Annotated in this window: 25 protein-coding genes; 16 read left to right on the top strand and 9 right to left on the bottom strand. The window is 43.1% G+C overall.

The genetic code is table 11. The features are described 5' to 3' along the window. Positions 1 to 78 precede the first annotated feature (78 nt). From pncA to mhpT, 3 genes are all read right to left on the bottom strand, one after another. Entirely contained in the window at positions 79 to 705 is a 627-nt protein-coding gene (pncA, locus tag VF675_RS04325) for a bifunctional nicotinamidase/pyrazinamidase (protein ID WP_104852749.1), read from the bottom strand. A gap of 47 nt (positions 706 to 752) precedes the next feature. Continuing rightward, positions 753 to 1154: a hypothetical protein gene (locus VF675_RS04320; protein WP_131261230.1), complete on the bottom strand. Its 402-nt coding sequence runs from the start codon at positions 1152 to 1154 to the stop codon at positions 753 to 755. Positions 1155 to 1350: 196 nt separating this feature from the next. Further along, a complete protein-coding gene (gene mhpT, locus VF675_RS04315) occupies positions 1351 to 2577 on the bottom strand; it encodes a 3-(3-hydroxy-phenyl)propionate transporter MhpT (protein ID WP_131261231.1) in 1227 nt (408 codons plus the stop codon). A gap of 970 nt (positions 2578 to 3547) precedes the next feature. Here mhpT and dapA point away from each other — a divergent pair. From dapA to VF675_RS04295, 4 genes are all read left to right on the top strand, one after another. Further along, positions 3548 to 4447 (top strand): 4-hydroxy-tetrahydrodipicolinate synthase, encoded by a 900-nt coding sequence (gene dapA / locus VF675_RS04310; RefSeq protein WP_131261232.1) that lies wholly within the window; start codon positions 3548 to 3550, stop codon positions 4445 to 4447. Between the two features lie 14 nt (positions 4448 to 4461). Further along, positions 4462 to 5061, top strand: a complete 600-nt coding sequence (locus VF675_RS04305; protein WP_440204846.1) for a lipoprotein-34 precursor (NlpB) — start codon at positions 4462 to 4464, stop codon at positions 5059 to 5061. A 36-nt stretch (positions 5062 to 5097) separates the two neighbouring features. Continuing rightward, a complete protein-coding gene (gene purC / locus VF675_RS04300) occupies positions 5098 to 5817 on the top strand; it encodes a phosphoribosylaminoimidazolesuccinocarboxamide synthase (RefSeq protein ID WP_004974116.1) in 720 nt (239 codons plus the stop codon). Between the two features lie 359 nt (positions 5818 to 6176). Continuing rightward, entirely contained in the window at positions 6177 to 6389 is a 213-nt protein-coding gene (locus VF675_RS04295; protein ID WP_004974113.1) for a cold-shock protein, read from the top strand. Positions 6390 to 6503: 114 nt separating this feature from the next. Here the strand turns inward: VF675_RS04295 and VF675_RS04290 are convergent, their stop codons facing one another. Both VF675_RS04290 and VF675_RS04285 read right to left on the bottom strand, forming a co-directional pair. Then, positions 6504 to 7772 carry a replication-associated recombination protein A gene (locus VF675_RS04290; protein ID WP_004974112.1) on the bottom strand — a complete coding sequence of 423 codons (1269 nt, stop codon included), beginning with the start codon at positions 7770 to 7772 and terminating at the stop codon, positions 6504 to 6506. 117 nt (positions 7773 to 7889) lie between these two features. Then, positions 7890 to 8342, bottom strand: a complete 453-nt coding sequence (locus tag VF675_RS04285; RefSeq protein WP_136144131.1) for a YcgN family cysteine cluster protein — start codon at positions 8340 to 8342, stop codon at positions 7890 to 7892. 192 nt (positions 8343 to 8534) lie between these two features. Here VF675_RS04285 and VF675_RS04280 point away from each other — a divergent pair, with 192 nt between their 5' ends. From VF675_RS04280 to VF675_RS04235, 10 genes are all read left to right on the top strand, one after another. After that, entirely contained in the window at positions 8535 to 8693 is a 159-nt protein-coding gene (locus VF675_RS04280; protein WP_004974108.1) for a DUF1328 domain-containing protein, read from the top strand. A gap of 208 nt (positions 8694 to 8901) precedes the next feature. Next, positions 8902 to 9642, top strand: coding sequence for a dienelactone hydrolase family protein (locus VF675_RS04275; protein ID WP_440204832.1), 741 nt, complete (start codon positions 8902 to 8904; stop codon positions 9640 to 9642). A gap of 69 nt (positions 9643 to 9711) precedes the next feature. Further along, positions 9712 to 10074 (top strand): HIT family protein, encoded by a 363-nt coding sequence (locus VF675_RS04270; protein WP_070155794.1) that lies wholly within the window; start codon positions 9712 to 9714, stop codon positions 10072 to 10074. 136 nt (positions 10075 to 10210) lie between these two features. Then, entirely contained in the window at positions 10211 to 11245 is a 1035-nt protein-coding gene (gene mutY, locus VF675_RS04265; protein ID WP_179990734.1) for an A/G-specific adenine glycosylase, read from the top strand. A gap of 60 nt (positions 11246 to 11305) precedes the next feature. Next, on the top strand, positions 11306 to 11845 hold the full coding sequence (locus VF675_RS04260; RefSeq protein WP_131261236.1) for a M23 family metallopeptidase: 540 nt from the start codon (positions 11306 to 11308) through the stop codon (positions 11843 to 11845). Between the two features lie 18 nt (positions 11846 to 11863). After that, positions 11864 to 12109 (top strand): hypothetical protein, encoded by a 246-nt coding sequence (locus VF675_RS04255; RefSeq protein WP_104852758.1) that lies wholly within the window; start codon positions 11864 to 11866, stop codon positions 12107 to 12109. Positions 12110 to 12149: 40 nt separating this feature from the next. Beyond that, positions 12150 to 12719 (top strand): DNA-3-methyladenine glycosylase I, encoded by a 570-nt coding sequence (locus tag VF675_RS04250; protein ID WP_286380999.1) that lies wholly within the window; start codon positions 12150 to 12152, stop codon positions 12717 to 12719. Positions 12720 to 12793: 74 nt separating this feature from the next. Further along, the gene (ahr, locus tag VF675_RS04245) at positions 12794 to 13816 is read left to right on the top strand and encodes an NADPH-dependent aldehyde reductase Ahr (RefSeq protein ID WP_004974093.1); all 1023 of its coding nucleotides are present in this window, start codon (positions 12794 to 12796) and stop codon (positions 13814 to 13816) included. 552 nt (positions 13817 to 14368) lie between these two features. Continuing rightward, complete coding sequence (locus tag VF675_RS04240; protein WP_440204831.1) at positions 14369 to 15073, top strand: FKBP-type peptidyl-prolyl cis-trans isomerase; 705 nt, start codon at positions 14369 to 14371, stop codon at positions 15071 to 15073. A gap of 56 nt (positions 15074 to 15129) precedes the next feature. Beyond that, entirely contained in the window at positions 15130 to 15819 is a 690-nt protein-coding gene (locus tag VF675_RS04235) for an FKBP-type peptidyl-prolyl cis-trans isomerase (protein ID WP_004974089.1), read from the top strand. A gap of 77 nt (positions 15820 to 15896) precedes the next feature. On the opposite strand, the gene murJ is transcribed toward VF675_RS04235, so the two are convergent. Both murJ and ampD read right to left on the bottom strand, forming a co-directional pair. Further along, on the bottom strand, positions 15897 to 17447 hold the full coding sequence (gene murJ / locus VF675_RS04230; RefSeq protein ID WP_440204830.1) for a murein biosynthesis integral membrane protein MurJ: 1551 nt from the start codon (positions 17445 to 17447) through the stop codon (positions 15897 to 15899). A gap of 50 nt (positions 17448 to 17497) precedes the next feature. Further along, a complete protein-coding gene (gene ampD / locus VF675_RS04225) occupies positions 17498 to 18097 on the bottom strand; it encodes a 1,6-anhydro-N-acetylmuramyl-L-alanine amidase AmpD (RefSeq protein WP_004974083.1) in 600 nt (199 codons plus the stop codon). A gap of 177 nt (positions 18098 to 18274) precedes the next feature. Between ampD and nadC the strand changes: the two genes are divergently transcribed. Next, on the top strand, positions 18275 to 19120 hold the full coding sequence (gene nadC / locus VF675_RS04220; RefSeq protein WP_004974082.1) for a carboxylating nicotinate-nucleotide diphosphorylase: 846 nt from the start codon (positions 18275 to 18277) through the stop codon (positions 19118 to 19120). A 106-nt stretch (positions 19121 to 19226) separates the two neighbouring features. Here nadC and VF675_RS04215 read toward each other — a convergent pair whose 3' ends face one another. Further along, positions 19227 to 19424, bottom strand: coding sequence for a hypothetical protein (locus tag VF675_RS04215; protein ID WP_042068620.1), 198 nt, complete (start codon positions 19422 to 19424; stop codon positions 19227 to 19229). A 177-nt stretch (positions 19425 to 19601) separates the two neighbouring features. After that, a complete protein-coding gene (gene rph, locus VF675_RS04210) occupies positions 19602 to 20318 on the bottom strand; it encodes a ribonuclease PH (RefSeq protein WP_004974074.1) in 717 nt (238 codons plus the stop codon). A gap of 204 nt (positions 20319 to 20522) precedes the next feature. Between rph and VF675_RS04205 the strand changes: the two genes are divergently transcribed. Continuing rightward, a complete protein-coding gene (locus VF675_RS04205) occupies positions 20523 to 21179 on the top strand; it encodes a TetR family transcriptional regulator (protein ID WP_136144683.1) in 657 nt (218 codons plus the stop codon). Positions 21180 to 21197 lie beyond the last annotated feature (18 nt).

The following is a 21197-nucleotide window of genomic DNA, read 5'->3' as shown; positions in this document are numbered from 1 at the left end:
TATTTTACATTTAATCTATTTTTATAGCAAAAAGGAAGATTTCGCCCTTCCCTTTCGCGGCCAGTTCGTTATCTAGTTTTAGCCAAGTAAGTGCTGACTTTGTACTCGCTGTACTCCTTGTGCCAACATCTGTTGCCATGCTTGTTCTAAAGAGCCATTTAAATCAATCGCTTTGGTGGCATCTTCAATCACATAGGTGCTAAAACCCAACTCACAGGCATCTATTGCCGTCCACGCCACACAAAAGTCGGTGGCAATGCCCACAATATAAACCGTATCAATTTCACGGGCTTTTAAATAGGCCGCCAAGCCTGTGGTGGTTTTGCGGTCTGCTTCCATAAAGGCAGAATAACTGTCTATTTGCTCGTGAAAACCTTTGCGTATAATCAATTGTGCTGTAGGCAAATCTAAATCTGGGTGTAATTCAGCATCAGCTGTGCCTTGCACACAATGCACAGGCCACAACACTTGCTCGCCATAACTGAGCTGAATCTGCTCATAGTCCTGTTTGCCTGCATGGTTGGCAGCAAAGGACACATGCGTTGCAGGATGCCAGTCTTGGGTGATCACAATGTTCTGAAACACACGTCCCAACGCATTAATGCAGGGAATAATTTGATCGGCATTTGCAACCGCCAAATTACCTCCTGGACAAAAACCATTTTGCACATCAACCACAATCAAGGCATTATTCAGCTGCTGCATGCTGTTTCCTTTCCCATCTTAAACGCTACCCTCAGCATAGCTGAAATTTAAGTCTGAGTTGTATCGCTTTGATAAAAATAAAAAGAATCGTTTTCGGCACAATGTTGATAGTTCGGTAGCTGTAACAATAATTGCCGTACAAAACGTGGATAGATTTTGGCTTTGCGTGCAGTCGCGGCATGAAAATAAAAATAAGGCAGTGGATGCCGAGTTAAATAATTGACCAAATGCTGTCGGGTTAAACGCATCACCTGAAAGGCATCAATACCTGCGTTGACATCTTCATAAGTAGCTTGATCGGCAAATGCCAGCCACGCGTTTTGTTTTGGAGAAGTCCGTGTTGCTCGAAAATGGCGTTTCAGTTCTAAAATAAATTCATATTCAATCAGATACAGCGAAAACTGCTGTTGATCCAACTGAAATTCTGCAATCAATTTTTTCTGCTTCAAATGATACTCTTATATTTACTGTTTTTTAGGACTTATTATACCTTGCTTGCGTCATTGCCACCCAGTAGAACAGGCAGCTTTGCGACAGTACTTGTCACACTTCATTCGAGCATTTTCTCTCAAAAATCAGCGATCAACATACAAAAAAATAGCCTGCAGGTGCAGGCTATTTGGTCTTTCAACTGTTCTCATCCTTTTAAACAGTTTGAATACGACGTACCAATAACAACATGAAAATGGCTGAAATAATAATACATGGAATGGCTGCTGAAATAACCCCAGCCGCACCAAAGCCTGCTGCCAACAACTGACCTGCAATAGCAGGGCCAAGCATTGCGCCTACACGACCAACAGCAGAGGCAACACCGACCCCAGTACCACGTACTTCGGTTGGGTAGACAATACTACCAAAAGCATATAACACGCCCTGACAGCCAATCACAAAAGCACCGACCAAAGCTGAAGCCATATACATTTGCATGAGTGAACCCGCTGCATTTAGAGCAAATAAACCTGCCAAAATACCACCATACATCAATAAAATCACGTAGGCTTTTTTCCAACGGTCGGTCAGCATACCCAAAATTACAGTACCGACTGTCGCACTCACCATGAAATAGAACTGTGCAGTACTGCCTTCTTTACGCGAGAAACCTAATTCCATAAATAAAGATGGTAACCAGCTCAACATGATGTAAACCACCATCAAGGTAAAGAAGTAACTCACCCAAATAAATAAGGTACGCAATAAGTTTTGTGAATTAAACAAATCTTTAAAAGATGCTTTTGGCGCAGCATTTTGTGCTGTGACATCTTTACCTGCCGCTTGTGCTTTTAAGAATTCACGTGATTCTGGCAATAACCACATCATCAATGGAATGACAATAAATGGCAGCAAACCACCCAAATAGAAAATGTTTTTCCAGTTTGAGCCAAAATCTGTACTGGCAATTAAAGATAAAATGGCTGCACCCACAGGCATACCACAATACATCAAGCCCACAGCACGACCACGGTTTTGTGGCGAAACAGCTTCAGATGCCAAAGTAATTAAAATTGGCATGGCTGCCCCTAAACCTGCACCTGCCAAGAAGCGCACCGCCAATAGGCTTTCAAAGCTATTCACCCACACCGTACATAAGGTAAATAAAGCAAAGACTGCTGTAGACCAGATTAATACTTTTTTACGACCAATACGGTCTGCAAAACGTCCGCCAACCAAAGCACCTGGCAATAAACCTAAAATACCCGCACTAAAAAATACCCCAAGCTGCGAGCTGTCTAAACCAAAATGCTCACGGATACCTGCCGCAGCAATACCTGCTGCCTGAATATCCAGACCTTCAATCACTGCAATTAAAAAGCAGATCGCGACGGTAATAACCGCATGCCGCTGATCGCTATGTTGTGTTGATCTATCCATTGGGTCCCTCTACTAGAATTAGATAGCCATGTGAAAGCCTGCATCTTGCGCAGTTTTAAACTGCAGCAATAGCTATCAATAAGTGTTAGACCAAAGTGAATTTTTTCAGATCAGCGCAAACGTGTTGCGCAGCATGTAGAAAAAAACATAGCGAAAAAAACAATAAATCTGGCAAATTACACGCTATTTTCCCGCTTAAAGCAGTAAATTCAGCGCAAGATTTCTCACCATTTAAGAAGTCAGCGACAACATAGGTAGACTTAAAAGCTATTATTCTTAAGAATCAAAAATCAAAATATCCCGATTAAAACAGTCAGATATAAGAGCTATAAGGTCTGAATTGAGCGTTTTTTTATATAAATATCTAGGGTCTGTTGACAATTCATCTATGTTTGCGACGTGAGAGATATATCTCGCAAGATTTTTTAGCTGATATAAGGCATGAGACAGGAAATTTAGTCATTCTAAATGACTGGCACATAACGCAATAGCAGCAAAAAATATGCTCGCCCTGAAAGGCTGTGGCTAAAACTTTCTCAGATTGCGTTATGAAACTTGGCAATAGTCTCGCTATTCCCTGCGTTTCATGCCTGATCTGCTCAGTTTTAGCCTACAGCGCAAGCCATTTATGAAATGTCAACAGACCCTATATTCAGCGTTGTATTTCAAACTTGAGGCTAAAAAAGTGCTGATGGGGTTGCGCCATACCAATGAAAATTTGGGTACAAAGGAGATGGTTATTATTTTTTTATTTTGAACAACAAGCTGCTGATCCTAAAATACTAAATTAAACAAAGTTTATGATTGCTTTGACGAAAGCATATTGTTCTGACACACTGAATCAGTCATAATTTGGCTAAGCATTATTTAATCAATTTGATTGAATTTTGACCCAAATCAAAATACTGCAACCATCCACATCTACCTTTTCTACACCTCTGTGGATGGAAAAATAGGATCTTTTTAAAAAATGACTCAGCAAGCACAGACCATTCAAGGCTCAATTGTCGCAATTGTCACCCCAATGTTAGAAGATGGCAGCGTAGATTGGAAAGGTCTCGAGAAGCTCGTTGAGTGGCACATAGAACAAGGTACCAACAGTATTGTTGCTGTAGGTACAACTGGTGAAGCATCGACCTTAAGTATGGAAGAGCACACCAAAGTGATCGCAGAAATTATTCGCGTCGCAAATAAGCGTATTCCTGTCATTGCTGGTACTGGTGCAAACTCAACGCATGAAGCCATCGAACTGACCAAAGAAGCACAACAATTGGGCGCAGATGCGGCCTTATTGGTAACGCCTTATTATAATAAGCCAACTCAGGAAGGTTTATACCAGCACTATAAAGCAATTGCAGAAGCAGTTGATTTACCTATCATTTTATATAATGTACCGGGTCGTACTGGTGTAGATATGTCAAATGAAACGGTCATCCGTCTTGCAGACATCCCAAATATTGTGGGCGTAAAAGATGCAACGGGCGATGTGCCACGTGGTCAGCAATTATTGGCTGGCTTAACAGGCAAAAACATGGTGGTGTATTCAGGCGATGACGCTACGGCATATCAATTGATGCTGCACGGTGCAAAAGGCAATATTTCTGTAACTGCCAATGTTGCACCAAAAGCCATGAGCCAAGTTTGCGCGGCTGCAATCGCAGGTGATGCTGCAGGTGCAGAGCAACAAAACAGTGCGATTGCAAATTTACACAATATTCTATTTTGTGAATCGAACCCAATTCCTGTGAAATGGGCACTTCATGAAATGGGATTAATTGGTACAGGAATTCGCCTGCCATTAACTCCGCTTGCAGAACAATATCGTGCACCGTTACGCGAAGCCCTTCAGGCTGCGGGTGTCATTCAATAAAAGAGCTTAGTATGATGCAATTACGTTTTGGTTTTATCGCCGCACTTTCAGTATTGAGTTTGGCTGGTTGTAGTTCTCTTGCCATCAATAATGGTTCATTGGACTATAAAGACGCCGCTACTTTAGCACCACTTCAATATCCAGAAGGTTCTGTGGTTCGACCTGCAACACCGTTGTATCCTGCACCAAGCGTTGACCCTTTAGCAACGGCAAATGCACCTAAGCTTGAAAATGCACGTGGCAACCGTTTTGCGATGCCACGTCCTGAAGCCATGCAAGCCAGCAGCAACACAGTTCAAGACAGTACGCAAATTGGACATCCTCAACCCGTAGTTGACGGAAACCAAAATCCGTTGCTCAAAATTGATGGAAATTCTGCTACAATTTGGCAATACACACTTGCCACCCTCAGCAGTCTGAATTACAGCATTGTTGGTCAAAGTAAGAACCGTTACGAGGCAACCATTAAGGTCGGTCAACAGATTTATGTCTTAAGATTGACCTCTGTCGGTTCGAGCAACAACCTAGCTGTATTCAATGCCGATAACAGCTTTGCAGATCAAGAAAAAGCTGCAGATCTGTTGGCCCAGATTTACCAAAATTGGCCAGCCTAGCCGTACTAGGCATTTTTTTTTGAAAAAGGTTCCCTCATGTTAAAACAAACCTTGCTCTATACTGGTAAAGCAAAATCTGTTTATACCACAGACAGTGCAGACCACCTGATTTTAGTCTTTCGTGATGATGCCTCTGCGTTCAATGGCGAAAAAATCGAACAACTAGATCGTAAAGGTAAGGTGAACAACCGTTTTAACGCCTTTATCATGGAAAAATTGGCTGAAGCGGGTATCGAAACTCACTTTGAAAAACTACTTACACCAAACGAAGTATTGGTGAAAAAGTTAGACATGATTCCTGTAGAGTGCGTTATTCGTAACTACGCTGCAGGTTCACTCTGCCGTCGTTTAGGTGTAGAAGAAGGTAAAGAACTGACCCCACCTACATTTGAATTGTTCTTTAAAGATGACGCTCTTGGCGACCCAATGGTAAACGAATCTCAAGCGATTGCTTTAGGTTGGGCCAATGCTGAACAATTGGCAAAAATGAAAGAATTAACTTACCAAGTCAACGATGTATTAAAAGCATTGTTTGATGCAGGTAACATGATTTTGGTCGACTTCAAACTTGAGTTTGGTGTATTCCACGACCGCATTGTGTTGGGTGATGAGTTCTCTCCAGACGGTTGCCGTTTATGGGACAAAGACACCAAGAAGAAACTCGACAAAGACCGTTTCCGTCAAGGTTTAGGCGGTGTGGTTGAAGCTTATGAAGAAGTTGCTGCACGTTTAGGCATCGACTTAGACAATATCTAATTCAAGCTTTTCAATTTTAAAAGCTGAATTCCCAAAACCGAGCAACATTGCTCGGTTTTTTGTATTTTGCTGTAGACCAAACAGGGTTTACAAACCAAATCTTTGAAAAAATCGCCCCATCCACAATGCCCAGTCTGTCTGCCTATTTTTAAATTTATCTGAATTTAAATTGTGTATTCTGCAATTCCGTGTATGCTTGTTGTCATACTAGAAAAATATGAAGTTCGTTTTAATCGTCTAAGTCCGTAGTTTTATTTTGTAATCCTTCGTTTGTTCAGATTTTAAGTCGCATCTTTTTCCCAGTTATTCCAAATCTTTTTTAGATTGCAACATATTAAAATTCAGCAGGATATTTCCCTATGTCAAATCCGACAATGAAAGGCACGGTAAAGTGGTTTAACGAAACTAAAGGTTTTGGTTTTATTCAACCAGAATCTGGTCCAGATGTGTTTGCGCATTTCAGCGAAATCGCACACTCAGGCTTCAAGACTTTACACGAAGGTCAGCAAGTTGAATTCAGCATTGCGCAAGGTCAAAAAGGCCCGAATGCTGTAAACATCAAACCGCTTTAAACCTTTGAATGCAGCACTCAAGGCTGCAAACAAATCTAAAAAAGCTCAAGTTTATTCTTGAGCTTTTTTTATGCCAATACTTTTACAAATATCTTTTCAGCTATACCAAATCGCTTAGGATTGAGTCTGCTGCCAACGACGTTGTTGTAAACGCTCACCTTCCACTTCACGTTTATTACGTGCCGACTCATACAGCTTTGTGCCTTTCAGTTCAGGCGGCAAATAGTCCTGTAGCACAAAATGCTCTGGGTAATTGTGCGGATACAAATAATCTACGCCATAGCCTTGTTCTTTCATCAGTTTGGTCGGTGCATTACGCAAATGCAGTGGCACAGGTAAGTTGGCGGTTTTTTCAGCCAAATCCATGGCTTTATTAATTGCCAAATAAGTACTGTTACTTTTGGCACTGGTTGCCAAATATACTGCACATTGTCCTAAAATAATCCGCGCTTCGGGCATACCCAGCACTTGTACCGAGCGGAAACACTCGCCTGCCAATAACAAGGCATTCGGATTTGAATTGCCAATATCTTCCGAAGCAGCAATCAACATGCGACGCGCAATAAAGCTCGGGTCTTCACCGCCTTTGAGCATACGCGCCATCCAATACAATGCAGCATCGGGGTCACTGCCACGAATTGACTTAATAAAAGCCGATACCAAATCATAATGTTGCTCGCCTGACTTGTCATAACGGGCAATGTTTTGTTGCGCAACCTTGACCACAATCGCGTTGGTGATGATATTTTCCACCTCGGGTTCAAAGGTGCTTGCCACCAAGTCCAGTAGGTTTAAAGCCTTGCGTGCATCACCTGCAGCAAACTGAATCAGAGCATCAAATTCTTCAATCTGAATATAACGGTCTTTTAAGAATTGATCTTGCTGAATGGCTTGAGTAAGCAAAGTCTGAATCGAATCGGCATCTAAAGCCTTTAAGGTATAGACCTGACAACGTGAAAGCAGCGCACTATTGACTTCAAAAGATGGATTTTCAGTGGTCGCACCAATTAAGGTGATTTTGCCCTTTTCCACCGCATTTAATAAGGCATCTTGCTGCGACTTATTAAAGCGATGAATTTCATCAATAAACACCACTGGTGTGAGCAAATCGCCGCCTTCGGCAATAATTTCACGCAGCTCTTTGACCCCAGTATTCAAGGCAGAAAGGCTGATAAAAGGACGATCTACCGCCTGCGCCAACAGCAAAGCGATGGTGGTTTTCCCCACCCCTGGTGGCCCCCAGAAAATAATTGAAGGCAAATGCCCCTGATCAATCATTTGGCGTAACGGCGCTTGCTCACCTAAAAGATGATCTTGACCAATAATTTGCGATAAATCGCGTGGACGCAAACGCTCAGGCAGTGGAATATGACTCTCTGACATCTTGTTATTTCTATACTTGACTTCAACCTAGTCTACTATGATCTCAAGCTTTGGAGTATTTCTAATCGTACCGATTTATCGCTAAAACACGATTCAAAGTTTATTCTGCAGTATGAATTAACGCACCCAACGCACCACATAATCTTCTATATCTTCTTCTGCAACATCCAGTTCTGAAATACAACGCCCTGCCGCAGATTTTTTGGCTTTAATCACACTTTGGCGTGAGCCCGTATTTAAGTAATGCCAAGATGGCAAATTTTTGCCCTGTTTTAAACGACGATAGGCACAACTTGGCGGCAACCAGTGAATTTTTTCTAGTTTTTCGGGGGTAAGTTGAATGCAATCGGGCACAAAGTCAAAGCGATTGGCATAATCTGAACAACGTGCTGTGTTACAGTCCAGTAACTTGCACGCCACTTTGGTATAGGCCACTTCTTGCGTGTCTTCATCTTCTAGTTTGACCAAACAGCATAAACCGCAACCATCGCACAAGGCTTCCCATTCCGCAGTATTTAAGGCATTCAGCGGATAGTTTTTCCAAAATTCAGGTCGTAATTGATCAGACATAGCGCACAGAAAATAACAAAACTGCGTCATTATAACAGCCTTGTTTCAACTTGTTGCTTTTGTTTAGTCTTTAAATGAATCAAACACTTAACTCAAATAACTGAACATTTAATACACAAAAACAAAACAGTGTGCTGCGTTCAGCTCCCTATACTAAATTTCAGAAGCTATAAAAACACATGGAGAACAATTATGTTTCGTTGGGCTATAATCTTCGCAGTGATTGCGTTAATCGCGAGTTTACTTGGTTTTGGTGGTGTCGCTGGTTTATCCAAAGACTTTGCCATTATTTTATTGGTGATTGCTGTAATTTTGGCAATTGTTGGTTTCCTCTCTCGCGGAAAAATCTAGTGACCTCGTCTATAAATTCCTAAAAATCAGATAAAAAAAGAAGGATTTTTCCTTCTTTTTTTATATCTGCTTTTTACGCAACAAATGCCAATTTGACCATTTTAAAAATATTTTCTCACATTTATAGGCAGTATTTACCCTGTTTTTAAAAATGCGTGCCATATTATTATGCTTTAATCATGGCATTGAAAACGATAAGGAATAAGGCATGGCTTTAGCAATCAAAACTCGCGAAATTGAATATACCGCTGCAGATGGCAGCAAACTGATCGGTTATTTTGCTGCACCAGAAGCTGCACAAGCTATCGCGGGGGTGATTGTCGCACCTGAATGGTGGGGACGTAACGAATACACCGAACAACGCGCGCGTGAATTGGCTGAACATGGGTTTGCAGCCTTAGCGATTGATATGTATGGTGATAAAAAAGTCACCACCACCGCAGCCCAAGCCAATGAATGGATGATGCAAACTTTTGCAGATGCCGACACAATTGTGACTCGTGCGTCTGCAGCTTTGGACACTTTAGCTGCCCAACCTGAAGTAAATCGCGATAAACTCGCTGCAATTGGTTTCTGTTATGGCGGCAAAGTCGTTCTGGATTTGGCTCGTTCTGGCGCAGCATTAAAAGCCGTGGTGACCTTCCACGCCAACCTCAGCCCGAAAGCCCCTGCACAACAAGGTCAGGTACAAGCCGAGATTTTGGTGTTACATGGTGAACTGGACAGCATGGTGACTTTAGACGACGTCGCAAGTTTCCGTGAAGAAATGCACGCGGCTCAAGTAGAGCATGAAGTGATTATTTTTGAAGATGCCAAACACGGCTTTAGTAACCCTCAAGCCGATGAACGTGCAAAAGCCAATGGGGTCGATTTGGGCTACAACGCATCGGCAGAGCAACAAGGTTTAGCTGCCATGTATGAAGTGTTGGATCGTCATTTAGCAGATTAATCTGCTGTTCACATTACGCAGCATATACTCAACGCAAGCCAAGAAAATTTTAAAGAAGAGGATATAACAATGACTGAGCAATGCCCTTATTGCAATTTTGATGATTATGATGTTTTGGCAAAAAATGAATTTGGGGTAATTTTGCCTGAACCCAATGCCCTGTCTAAAGGACATTGCGTGATCATTCCGCTACGTCACGTCGGCTCTTTTTTTGACATTACAGACAAAGAACGTAAAAGTTTATTGTCTTTATTAGAATTGGCGCGCAATGAGTTGCAATTGCGTCATCAACCTGCAGGTTTCCATGTGGGTTTTAATGATGGCGATGTGTTTGATGCTAAATCTGAGCATTTACACATCCACATTATTCCACGCTATGAAGGTCAGACCTTAAAATTGGATAACCGTTGGGGTATGAGCGGTCAAATTTAAACCACGACTCGTTTTATCCCAAACCAAGTGAAACCAAACCTAAAGAAGAAGATGCACGCTCATCTTCTTTTTTTATGCACGTAATTCCCACGCCAGTTTGGCTATACTAAGCCGCTACTTTACAAACTGGGTTCGCATGACTGCTTTTTCATTTTCCGATGCTCTCCTCACGTGGTTCGATCAACACGGACGCCATGACCTGCCGTGGCAAGTCGCCGATGATCCCTATGCGGTGTGGGTGTCTGAAATCATGCTGCAACAAACTCAGGTCAAAACCGTATTGCAATATTTTGAGCGTTTTTTGCAGCGCTTTCCGACAGTGCAAGATTTAGGACGTGCAACTTGGGATGAAGTTGCACCGTATTGGGCAGGTTTAGGCTATTACGCCCGCGCCCGCAACTTGCATAAAGCCGCAGCCATTGTGGCACAGCAAGGACATTTTCCAAGTACGCTCGAACAGTGGATGGCTTTGCCGGGCATTGGTCGCTCTACGGGTGGCGCCATGATGTCGCTGGGTTTACGCCAATACGGCGTCATTATGGATGGCAACGTCAAACGGGTTTTAGCACGTTTTTTTGCTATTGACGATGACTTATCCAAACCTGTGCATGAACGTGCCATGTGGCAACTGGCAGAACAACTCTGCCCCGAAGTACGTAATCATGACTATACGCAGGCCATTATGGATTTGGGCGCAACCATTTGTACCCCCAAAAAACCACTGTGCTTATATTGCCCAATGCAACAACACTGCAAAGCACATCAACAAGGTTTAGAGCAGGAATTGCCCTTTAAAAAACCGAAAAAAGCCGTACCCGTTAAATCTGCACAGGTCTTAGTACTGCAATGCGCAGATCAGTGGTTATGGCAACAACGTCCCAATACAGGACTTTGGGGTGGACTATGGTGTTTGCCTGTCATTGAAGATGCACAGGCTTTTGAGCAACTGTGTCAAAGCTTGAGCCTTAAACAGGTACAGCAACGCGCACAGATTTCACATAGCTTTACCCATTTCACTTGGCAGCTTGAAGCACTGTGTTTTCAGGTCGATGCTGATCTACAAGAACACTTGGCAATAGAACTGAATGCAGATTGGTATAGTCCGCAACAAGCCAGCGATTTGGGCATTCCGACGGCCATGAAAAAATTGATCTCGGCAATCAATCTGTGACATAGTCAAGCATCGTGATGAATGAAATCTTTGCTTTCACTGCCATTACAAGGATGTCTTATGTTTCGATGGATTGCTGTTTTAAGCCTGTCACTCTTTACCTTATTGATTGCGGCCTGTAGTTCTGCACCGAAACGTCCTAGTACCCCACTCCCGCCTGCCTTGGTGCAAAAACTCAATCAAATGAGTTTAAAAACTCGCTTGCCCATTCCTGTGCAGGGCATTAAAGCGCATCAGTTGAATGACACTTGGGGTGCATCTCGTAGTAGCGGACGTTTGCATGAAGGCATTGATATTCTTGCCGCCAAAGGCAGCAAAGTGTATAGCGCTACAGAAGGTTTAATTGCAGACTTACGCGATAATCGCTTAGGTGGTAAAGTAATTTGGATATTAGGGCCTGCAGGCACTTGGCATTACTATGCACACTTGGATGGACATAAACGCGGTTTAAACGTGGGCGATTATGTCAAGGCAGGAACGCATATTGGCTATGTCGGCAATACAGGCAACGCCCGACACACTGCCGCACATTTGCATTACGGACTTTATTTAAATGGTAAAGGACGCGGTGCGGTCAATCCTTATCCTTATTTACGTTAATTTTGTTAGGAACATTTCATGTCTGAAGCCTTGATAAATCGATTGGTGGAATTTGCAGAATCTGGCAATCAACAAAAAATTGTATTGGCAGGACAAGTCCATCAAGGCTGGGTCATGGAAATTACTGAAGATGCCCTGCTCATCAGCACAGGCTATTCAGATAAAGTTGGTAAAGACAACTGGATTTCCTTTCACGATCTGCAACAGGCAGAACTATATTATTGGGATAACCAACATGACCAATGGGCAGCATTTCAGCTTTAAGCCTGTCCCATTCACATCTATTCAATAAGGAGCATGACCCATGACGATACAACGCTGTGGCTGGTGTTCCGATGATCCGCTCTATATTTCCTATCATGATTTAGAGTGGGGACAAGCTGTATTTGCCGAAGCACATTTATTTGAAATGCTGTGTTTGGAAGGACAGCAAGCAGGCTTGTCTTGGATTACTGTATTAAAAAAACGTGAGGCGTATCGTCAGCATTTTTTCCAATACAGCATTGCTGAAATTGCCGCATTTAGTGATGATGATCTTACGCTCAAATTACAAGATGCTGGATTAATTCGCCATCGAGGCAAATTACAAGCAATTCGTGACAACGCACGTGCATGGCAAAAACTAAAAGATGCCGATATAGACGTCGTGACATGGCTTTGGGATTTTGTCGCACAGCGACCTATTAGGAATGATGTACCTGACTATCGTCTTGCACCTGCACAAACCAACGCCAGTGTTACCATGTCGAAAGCCTTAAAGAAAAATGGTTTTAAATTTGTAGGCCCGACCACCTGCTATGCCTTTATGCAGGCTGTGGGCATGGTCGATGACCATGAAAATCACTGTCACTTTAAAACAACATCCAAGCTTTAGTATTCAAAACTGCTCACCCCATAACAGCAAGATCACCAATCAATACAGTCAGTCGATGACAAGGACGGTGCAATATGAGTAATACCATTCGAGCCTATGCCGCAATGCAGGCAGGTGAAGCCCTGCAAGCCTATCAATTTGATGCGGGTGAATTGCAGGCGCATCAGGTAGAAGTCAAAGTCGAATATTGTGGCTTATGCCATTCCGATCTTTCAGTCATTCAAAATGACTGGCATTCCTCGGTATATCCTGTGGTGGCAGGACATGAAATTATTGGCACGATTACCCAATTAGGCAGTGAGGCCAAAGGCTTAACCGTGGGGCAACGTGTAGGCATTGGCTGGACTGCAGACAGTTGCCAACACTGCGATGCCTGTATTGCAGGCGAACAAGTGCTGTGCAGCAATGGCACTACCGCAACCATTGTGGGACATGCAGGTGGTTTTGCCGATAAAGTCCGTGCAGGTTGGCAATGGGTAATTCCATTACCCGATGAGGTCGATCCTGTCAGTGCAGGGCCTTTGCTCTGTGGTGGAATTACCGTATTTGATCCGATCTTGAAACATCAAATTCAGGCAGTACATCATGTTGCGGTGATTGGTATTGGTGGCTTGGGGCATATCGCCATCAAATTATTAAAAGCATGGGGCTGTGAAATTACGGCGTTCAGTTCCAATCCAGACAAAACCGCAGAATTACTGGCTATGGGTGCAGACCATGTAGTGAACAGCCGTGATGCTGCTGCCCTTAAAACCCAGCGTGGCAAGTTTGACCTGATTTTAAGTACGGTAAACGTAAGCTTGGACTGGAATGCTTATTTAAGTACGCTTGCACCACATGGCACTATTCACATGCTAGGTGTAGCGCTAGAACCCATGCAAATTAAGGCGGGCAGCTTAATTGGCGGTGCAAAATCGGTTACTGGTTCATCGACAGGTTCGCCTGCAGCGCTGCGTCAATTACTACAATTTGCCGCACGCAAACAGATTGCCCCACAGGTGGAAGTTTTTCCGATGTCACAGATCAATCAGGCAATTGAACATTTGCATCAGGGCAAGGCACGCTATCGGGTGGTGTTAAAGGCCGACTTTGACTGACTTTTAAGATAAGTCATGATAGTCAAATATATTTCTATCTTTATTTAGGTAAAACCGCTCATCTAAAAACCTAGATCACATGAGGATACTCGGAAGTGTCATCCACAACCTGCGTAGCATTAGACCATTATTGTTTCTGCGAAATAATGAATGAGATACAAGAATTAAACAGGTTTTGTGGATGACAATGGTTTTGCCCACTTTTGCCGAAACAAAAGTGGGTCGAACCGAAGGTTAATCCTATTATTGGACAACAACCCATCAGGACGCTGTCTTGATCATTTATGCGATTACAATAAAAATTTACCTACAGCCCAAACGCAATCTGACTTTTCTTAAATGACCCACATCTAGTCCTGAATTGATAAGATTTATGTATAAAAAATGTTTTAGATATTCAGTCTGTTATAGAATAAACTGCGTAAGCAGCATATATTAAAAAGTTGAATCGACACAGGCTGCAAAGCCACGTGCCAAACTAGAAAAGTCTGTGAAAAAGTCTGCTAAGATGAATGCTGCTTTTTTAACTATAAAATGAATTTGAGAAAACCTATGAGTAAAGCCTTACCCATCGCTGTTGCTGTAATTTTAGGCGGTGCTGCACTTGTTCCTGTTTATTATGCCTCTCAAAACCCAGCAGTGGCGACCTCTAAAGCGTCGGCAAATGCTTCTGCGGTTGAAAAAATCAGCTACGCTTTGGGTTATGAAGTGGCACATCAAACCCCACCAGAGCTAGACATCAACAGCTTTGTAACAGGTGTGCGTGAAGGTCATGCGCGTAAACAACCTGCCTACACCGAAGAAGAATTACAAAAAGCCTATGAGCAATTCCAGCAAGAGTTGCAACAAAAACAAGCCACTCAAGCGCAAGCTGCACAAACAGCCAGTGATTCATTCTTAACTGAAAATGGCAAAAAAGCAGGCGTACAAACCACAGCTTCTGGCTTGCAATATCAAGTGATTAAAGAAGGCACAGGCAAACAGCCAACGGTAAGCTCTGTGGTCAAAGTGCACTACACGGGTAAACTGGTCGATGGCAAAGTATTTGACAGCTCGGTACAACGTGGTGAGCCAATTGAATTCCCACTGAATCAAGTCATTCCGGGCTGGACTGAAGGTTTACAGCTCATGAAGGAAGGCGGTAAAGCTACGCTGTATATTCCATCGAAACTGGGCTACGGCGAACAAGGTGTACCAGGCATGATTCCTGCCAACAGCACCTTAATTTTTGATGTTGAACTGATTGAAGTGAAATAACAACATCACCCTTTCAGGAGAGCTTGGCTCTCCTGTATGGTCTTAGGACGAAAAGAATGAAAAAACACCTTGCCCTTGTGTGTATCGCACTGCTCAGCAGTGGCAGTTTTGCCAAAACCGTGACCAATAAAAGTCCTGTTGCAGATCAGGTCGGTTATAGCTTTGGTTATTTAATGGGGCGCAGCAATGCGGAAACCTTAAAAGATATTGATCTCGAAGCCTTCATTGCTGGCTTAAAAATGGCAACACAAGACCAAGCCGCCAGTTTAAGCGATGAAGAAATGGCACGAGTGCTGACTCAATTCAAAAAGCAAGCCGAAGCCAAACAACTGATTGAGCTTAAAAAAGTAGCCGATAGCAATGCTAAAATTGGGCAAGCCTTTTTAAACAATAATGCCAAAAAGGCAGGGGTCAAAGTCACCAAGTCTGGCTTGCAATATCAAGTCTTACAGGCAGGTACGGGCAAATCACCCAAAGCCACCTCTACCGTTAAAGTCCATTATGAAGGTCGTTTAATTGATGGTACGGTATTTGACAGTTCTATCGCCCGCGATCAAGCTGCAGAATTTCAGGTCAGCCAAGTCATTCAAGGTTGGACTGAAGGCTTACAACTCATGAAAGTTGGTGCCAAATATCGCTTCTTTATTCCTGCTGCTCTAGCCTACGGTCAAATTGGCTCAGGCGATGCAATTGAGCCAAACAGCACGCTTATTTTTGATGTGGAACTTTTAGAAATTGTAAAATAATCCAAAGCCGCATCATCTTTAAACAAAAAAATACCGCAATTTAAATTGCGGTATTTTTTCAGATCAACTTCGCTTCATTAAGGTTTTAAATGACGTGGTCTAAAACCCGTTGCCAACAATCCAACCCCATAGGCCACTACGCCCACCACACACAGCGCAGTGACTTCTGCCACACGCATCCATTGTGATACATCACCGTTATACCAAGTTAAGGCATACCACAACGCAGCAATCATCACGGCATTTGCCACTGCAAACTGCACCATGAGTTTTTTCCAGTGCGCACCAAAACGGAAAATCTTGCGTTGATGCAAATAGAAATACAACATGCCTGCATTCACCAAAGCCGAACCTGATGATGCCAGTGCCAATGCCATGTGTTCAGCTTGCCAGTCAATCAGTTTAAAGAAGCCAATAAACACCACGTTTAAAATCGCATTGGCAGCCACAGCCATTAAACCCACACGTACTGGTGTTTTGGTGTCTTGCTGTGCATAAAAACCCGGTGCAAAGACTTTAATCAGCATGAATGAAATCACCCCTGCACTCATACATTGCAAGGCCAAAGCGGTCATTTGCGTATCTTTAAAACTAAACTGACCACGCTCAAACAAGGCTTGGATAATAGGCGTTGATAACATAAACAGTGCAATACTGGCAGGGACACCTACCAAAATAATCACCCGTGCAGCCCAGTCCATCATGCCGCGGAATTTATCCATATTTTGTTCTGCATGACGCGCAGACAGTGACGGTAAAATGACCGTCCCAATCGCTACACCAATTAAGCCCAAAGGTAGCTCTGTCATACGTTCCGCACTATACAACCACGACACCGAACCATCCTGCATAAAAGATGCCCAAATGGTGTTGAGTAGCAGGTTAATTTGCGTGACCGATACCCCAAATAAAGCAGGCAGCATCAGCTTCATAATCCGATCCACCCCTTCATGCTTGAAATCAACTTTAGGGGGTATCAGCAGCTTTTTACGCCATAGTTCTGGAATTTGAATCGCAAGTTGTAAAGCACCCGCGATAATCACCGCCCAACCCAGTGCCATAATCGGCTCTGCCATGTACGGTGTGAGCCATAATGCACATGCAATCATCGCCACATTCAGCAACACAGGCGCAAAGGCAGGCGTGGTAAATGAGCCATAGCTGTTCAAAATACTGCTGGCAAATGCCGTCAGCGACATAAACAACAAATAAGGAATGGTCAGGCGGAACATATCGGTGGCTAGCGCAAACTTTTCAGGGTCACTATGGAAACCCGGTGCGTAGATATACATCACCGCAGGCGCAGCCACCATGGCGGCGAAAGTTAGCCCTGTCATTACCGTCATTAAACAGCCAAAAACCCGACTAATTAAAATTTGTACTTCGGCATGAGTGCGGCTGGTTTTATATTCGGTCAATACAGGAATAAATGCCTGCGAAAACGCCCCTTCGGCAAACAGTCGCCTGAAAAAGTTGGGGATACGAAACGCCACCACAAAGGTATCGAAATCTTTACCTGCACCAAACACATTCAGCAATACCACATCACGGACTAATCCTAGCACCCGTGACAGCATGGTCATTGCACTGACAATAAAGGTCGATCGCCAAAGCGCCATCGTTACCACCCAATTAAAAATTTAGTCGCTATTGTAATCAAAGCATCAACAAAGTTTTGTTATTGATTGATCAATTTTTCCTGTGATGTCGAAGCTTTAAGTTGAGATAACTGTTCACGAAAATACTGCCAGTCAAAATACGGCCCCGGATCAGTTTTACGTCCCGGTGCAATATCGGAATGTCCTGCAATATGCTGTTGAATACTCGGATAGGCCTGCTGCAAACTGTGTACCACCTGCACCAAACTCTGATATTGCGCTGTTTCAAAAGGCAAGTCATCACTGCCCTCTAATTCAATCCCAATTGAATAGTCATTACATTCAGGCTGTGCCAAATAACTAGAACGCCCCGCATGCCACGCCCGATCTGCAAAATTAACAAATTGCAGCACCTCGCCTGTTCTTAAAATCAACAAATGTGCCGAAACCTGCAGGCCCTGAATGGTCTGAAAGTAAGGATGCTGCGACCAATCCATTTGGTTCTGAAAAAATTGCTCAATATAACCACCACCAAATTGTGACGGCGGCAAACTAATATTGTGAATGACCAGCAATTGAATCTCTTGGTCTGTCGGACGGGCGTTGAAATTCGGAGATGGGACTTGTCTTGCCCCTTGTAATTGACCCTCAACCACCTGAAACGACGGCACATGCTGCATAAGGCAATCCCCAAACCATTAGAATAGAAAAATAGAACAGAAATTTCAGTTTAATGCCAACGCGTGACAATGAACATCTTAAATTACACCCGAACGTGGCTAAAAAACACATCCTGACGCAGAACAGTGTTAATATAACGCGCAATTTTCATGGGCAAGATCGACACGGAAAATCTTATGAGCATCTCTCCAGCTTTGCTTGAACAATCCATCCAAATCAATATTCAGCAAGCCTTGCAAGAAGATATTGGCGATGGTGATATTACCGCATTATTGACCCCTGAAGATGAGCAGGCCACTGCCACCATTATTAGCCGTGAAGACATGATTTTGGCAGGTCAACCGTGGGTAAATGCCCTGATTCAAGCATACGATGCCAATGTGCAAGTCACGTGGTTAAAAAATGATGGCGACCACGTTGCTGCCAATGAAGCCTTTTTGAAATTGGCAGGTTCTGCACGCAGCCTGTTAACGGTAGAACGCCCTGCGCTGAATTTTGTGCAAACCCTGTCTGCTGTTGCGACTAAAACCGCAGCCTATGTGCAACAACTTGAAGGCTTAAATACCAAACTGCTAGATACCCGTAAAACCTTACCGGGTTTACGCATTGCACAAAAATATGCTGTCACGGTCGGTGGTGGACAAAACCATCGTTTAGGCTTATTTGATGCCTTTTTGATTAAAGAAAATCACATTATGGCAGCAGGCGGCATTACTCAGGCAATTGCCAAAGCACATGCCATTGCTCCGGGCAAACCTGTAGAAGTTGAAGTGGAAACTTGGGATGAACTAAATCAAGCCCTTGAAGCCAAAGCTGATATTGTGATGTTGGATAACTTTAGCCAGCAACAAATGATTGATGCGGTCAAGCATGTGGCAGGTCGTTGTAAACTTGAAGCGTCGGGCAACATCACCATTGAAAATTTACGTGAAGTGGCTAGTACAGGCGTAGATTATATTTCGATGGGTGTTTTAACCAAAGATGTCAAAGCTGTGGATTTATCAATGCGTTTTAATGCGTAAACGATTACTTTTAAAATTAAGGGTGCAATCTGCACCCTTAATTTTTTCCAAAAATTGATTTTAAGGAGGCAAATGAGCCTCCTTTTTTTATGCCTCAATTTTGAATTTAATCATCGTCCTTGTTGTCGTTGTCGTTGTCGTTGTCGTTGTCGTTGTCGTTGTCGTTGTCGTTGTCGTTGTCGTTGTCGTTGTCAGAAGCTTGACCGAGTACACTACGATTGTCTTCATTTTCACGCTCAGTACGTGAATCACATGCAGTTAAAAACAACATCATGGCAGACATTAAAATAATCAATAGTTTCATGCTTTCCTCCTCTTTTCATTCAGGCTCTTTGCATACAGTTTTCCATCTTAAAAGAACGCATCCTGCAATATTGTAGCTTTTTGCTTCACGCTTCCTATCGCAATCTAAATCTCATCCATAAAAAAACGCATCCGAAGATGCGCTCTTAAACAGCAGAAAAACATCAAAAAGCTTAGCTTACCAACCTAAAGCTTGCTGCTGTTTTTTTACCAATTCCTGAATACCTTTTTCTGCCATTTCCAACATGGCATTACATTGCACACGATTAAACGGCTTATCTTCAGCAGTACCCTGAATTTCAATAAATTCACCTGCTTGTGTCATCACCACGTTTAAATCAGTTTGGCAATTTGAATCTTCTTCATAGCACAAATCCAATAACACTTGGTCTTGGTACATGCCCACAGAAATTGCAGCCACCAAACCCTTTAATGGGTCATGCTTAATTTTTTTCTTTTCCAGCAACACATTCATAGCATCAATCAATGCCACTGCTGCACCTGTAATGGCTGCAGTACGGGTACCGCCATCGGCCTGAATCACATCGCAGTCAATGGTAATGGTGTTTTCACCCAGTTTCTTCAAATCGACCATGGCACGCAAGCTACGACCAATTAAGCGCTGAATTTCCTGTGTACGTCCGCTTTGTTTACCACGCGCCGCTTCACGGTCACTACGGGTATGAGTTGAACGTGGCAACATGCCATATTCTGCAGTTACCCAACCTTGTCCCTGCCCTTTTAAAAAGCGCGGTACAGAGTTATCAATACTTGCGGTACACAAAACTTTGGTATGACCAAACTCTACCAACACTGAACCTTCAGCATAGCGAGTATAGTTACGGGTAATTTTTACCTCACGTAATTGATCTAAAGCTCGTTGGTCAATACGCATAATGTGTCCTTATTTTTGGCTCAAATAAATTGCCCGCAAGTATAACAGATGCCACAGCGCAGGTCGCTTTTCCAAAGCTTGACGTGTGCTGTTTCGGTAAATTTTGCCTGTATTTTTACAAAGTGGCTTCATTCATCTTTTAGTATTATCGTGAAACACAGGTTTTTGTTAGACTGCGCGGCACTGGCAGAATCAGGAAATACAATGTCGATTCGGGAAGAACGAAAACAACAAAGTCGTCAGGCAATTATGGAGGCAGTGCTGCAACTCAGCAGCGCAGGACGTGCATTTAGCAGCATTAGCTTAAGAGAAATTTCACGACAGATTGGACTGGTGCCCACCGCATTTTATCGGCATTTTCAAGATATGGATGAGTTGGGGCTAGATTTGGTCGATCAAGTTGCCTTGCACATTAAAGGTATTTTGTATCAGTTGGGACAAGCTTATTTATACCAACCCGATGCACAGACCGAAAAGGCATTGACCCTATTTTTTAAATCTGTCGATCAACATCCACAACAATGGATTTTTTTAATTGCCGAACGCTGGGGCGGTTCGACCATTTTACGGCAAGCCATCGCCCGTGAAATTGATTTTTTAATTGAAGATTTAGCTAATGATTTACAACGGGTCGAAAGCGTACAACATTTTCAGCATGCTGAAGATTTTCACATTCTGGCCAATATTTTAATTAATTTATCGTTAAATTGGGCAATGAGCTGGATTGGTTTAGAACGCCAATTTGAAGCCGAAAAATTACCTGAACAACAGCAGCGTTTTATTCAACAAACCATTACTCAAGTACATTTATTATTTCGTGGCATTTGCCACTGGCAACGTCCGCAGCCTGTCGCAGATTAAACATACAACACACTTTTA

The sequence above is a fragment of the Acinetobacter sp. Lyrl_1 genome (genome assembly GCF_051948795.1).
GTDB lineage: Bacteria > Pseudomonadota > Gammaproteobacteria > Pseudomonadales > Moraxellaceae > Acinetobacter > Acinetobacter towneri.
This window is presented reverse-complemented; position numbering and strand designations above follow the sequence as displayed.

What these genes read in the sequence shown, in the direction of transcription:
- VF675_RS04260 (WP_131261236.1), top strand. Translation starts at nt 11,306, where the DNA reads ATGTTTCGATGGATTGCTGTTTTAAGCCTGTCACTCTTTACCTTATTG.
- VF675_RS04235 (WP_004974089.1), top strand. Translation starts at nt 15,130, where the DNA reads ATGAAAAAACACCTTGCCCTTGTGTGTATCGCACTGCTCAGCAGTGGC.
- VF675_RS04240 (WP_440204831.1), top strand. Translation starts at nt 14,369, where the DNA reads ATGAGTAAAGCCTTACCCATCGCTGTTGCTGTAATTTTAGGCGGTGCT.
- VF675_RS04285 (WP_136144131.1), bottom strand. Translation starts at nt 8,342, where the DNA reads ATGTCTGATCAATTACGACCTGAATTTTGGAAAAACTATCCGCTGAAT.
- VF675_RS04275 (WP_440204832.1), top strand. Translation starts at nt 8,902, where the DNA reads ATGGCTTTAGCAATCAAAACTCGCGAAATTGAATATACCGCTGCAGAT.
- VF675_RS04215 (WP_042068620.1), bottom strand. Translation starts at nt 19,424, where the DNA reads ATGAAACTATTGATTATTTTAATGTCTGCCATGATGTTGTTTTTAACT.
- VF675_RS04295 (WP_004974113.1), top strand. Translation starts at nt 6,177, where the DNA reads ATGTCAAATCCGACAATGAAAGGCACGGTAAAGTGGTTTAACGAAACT.
- ampD (WP_004974083.1), bottom strand. Translation starts at nt 18,097, where the DNA reads ATGCAGCATGTGCCGTCGTTTCAGGTGGTTGAGGGTCAATTACAAGGG.
- nadC (WP_004974082.1), top strand. Translation starts at nt 18,275, where the DNA reads ATGAGCATCTCTCCAGCTTTGCTTGAACAATCCATCCAAATCAATATT.
- mutY (WP_179990734.1), top strand. Translation starts at nt 10,211, where the DNA reads ATGACTGCTTTTTCATTTTCCGATGCTCTCCTCACGTGGTTCGATCAA.
- rph (WP_004974074.1), bottom strand. Translation starts at nt 20,318, where the DNA reads ATGCGTATTGACCAACGAGCTTTAGATCAATTACGTGAGGTAAAAATT.
- pncA (WP_104852749.1), bottom strand. Translation starts at nt 705, where the DNA reads ATGCAGCAGCTGAATAATGCCTTGATTGTGGTTGATGTGCAAAATGGT.
- ahr (WP_004974093.1), top strand. Translation starts at nt 12,794, where the DNA reads ATGAGTAATACCATTCGAGCCTATGCCGCAATGCAGGCAGGTGAAGCC.
- mhpT (WP_131261231.1), bottom strand. Translation starts at nt 2,577, where the DNA reads ATGGATAGATCAACACAACATAGCGATCAGCGGCATGCGGTTATTACC.
- purC (WP_004974116.1), top strand. Translation starts at nt 5,098, where the DNA reads ATGTTAAAACAAACCTTGCTCTATACTGGTAAAGCAAAATCTGTTTAT.
- VF675_RS04280 (WP_004974108.1), top strand. Translation starts at nt 8,535, where the DNA reads ATGTTTCGTTGGGCTATAATCTTCGCAGTGATTGCGTTAATCGCGAGT.
- VF675_RS04305 (WP_440204846.1), top strand. Translation starts at nt 4,462, where the DNA reads ATGCAATTACGTTTTGGTTTTATCGCCGCACTTTCAGTATTGAGTTTG.
- VF675_RS04255 (WP_104852758.1), top strand. Translation starts at nt 11,864, where the DNA reads ATGTCTGAAGCCTTGATAAATCGATTGGTGGAATTTGCAGAATCTGGC.
- VF675_RS04205 (WP_136144683.1), top strand. Translation starts at nt 20,523, where the DNA reads ATGTCGATTCGGGAAGAACGAAAACAACAAAGTCGTCAGGCAATTATG.
- VF675_RS04250 (WP_286380999.1), top strand. Translation starts at nt 12,150, where the DNA reads ATGACGATACAACGCTGTGGCTGGTGTTCCGATGATCCGCTCTATATT.
- VF675_RS04290 (WP_004974112.1), bottom strand. Translation starts at nt 7,772, where the DNA reads ATGTCAGAGAGTCATATTCCACTGCCTGAGCGTTTGCGTCCACGCGAT.
- dapA (WP_131261232.1), top strand. Translation starts at nt 3,548, where the DNA reads ATGACTCAGCAAGCACAGACCATTCAAGGCTCAATTGTCGCAATTGTC.
- VF675_RS04270 (WP_070155794.1), top strand. Translation starts at nt 9,712, where the DNA reads ATGACTGAGCAATGCCCTTATTGCAATTTTGATGATTATGATGTTTTG.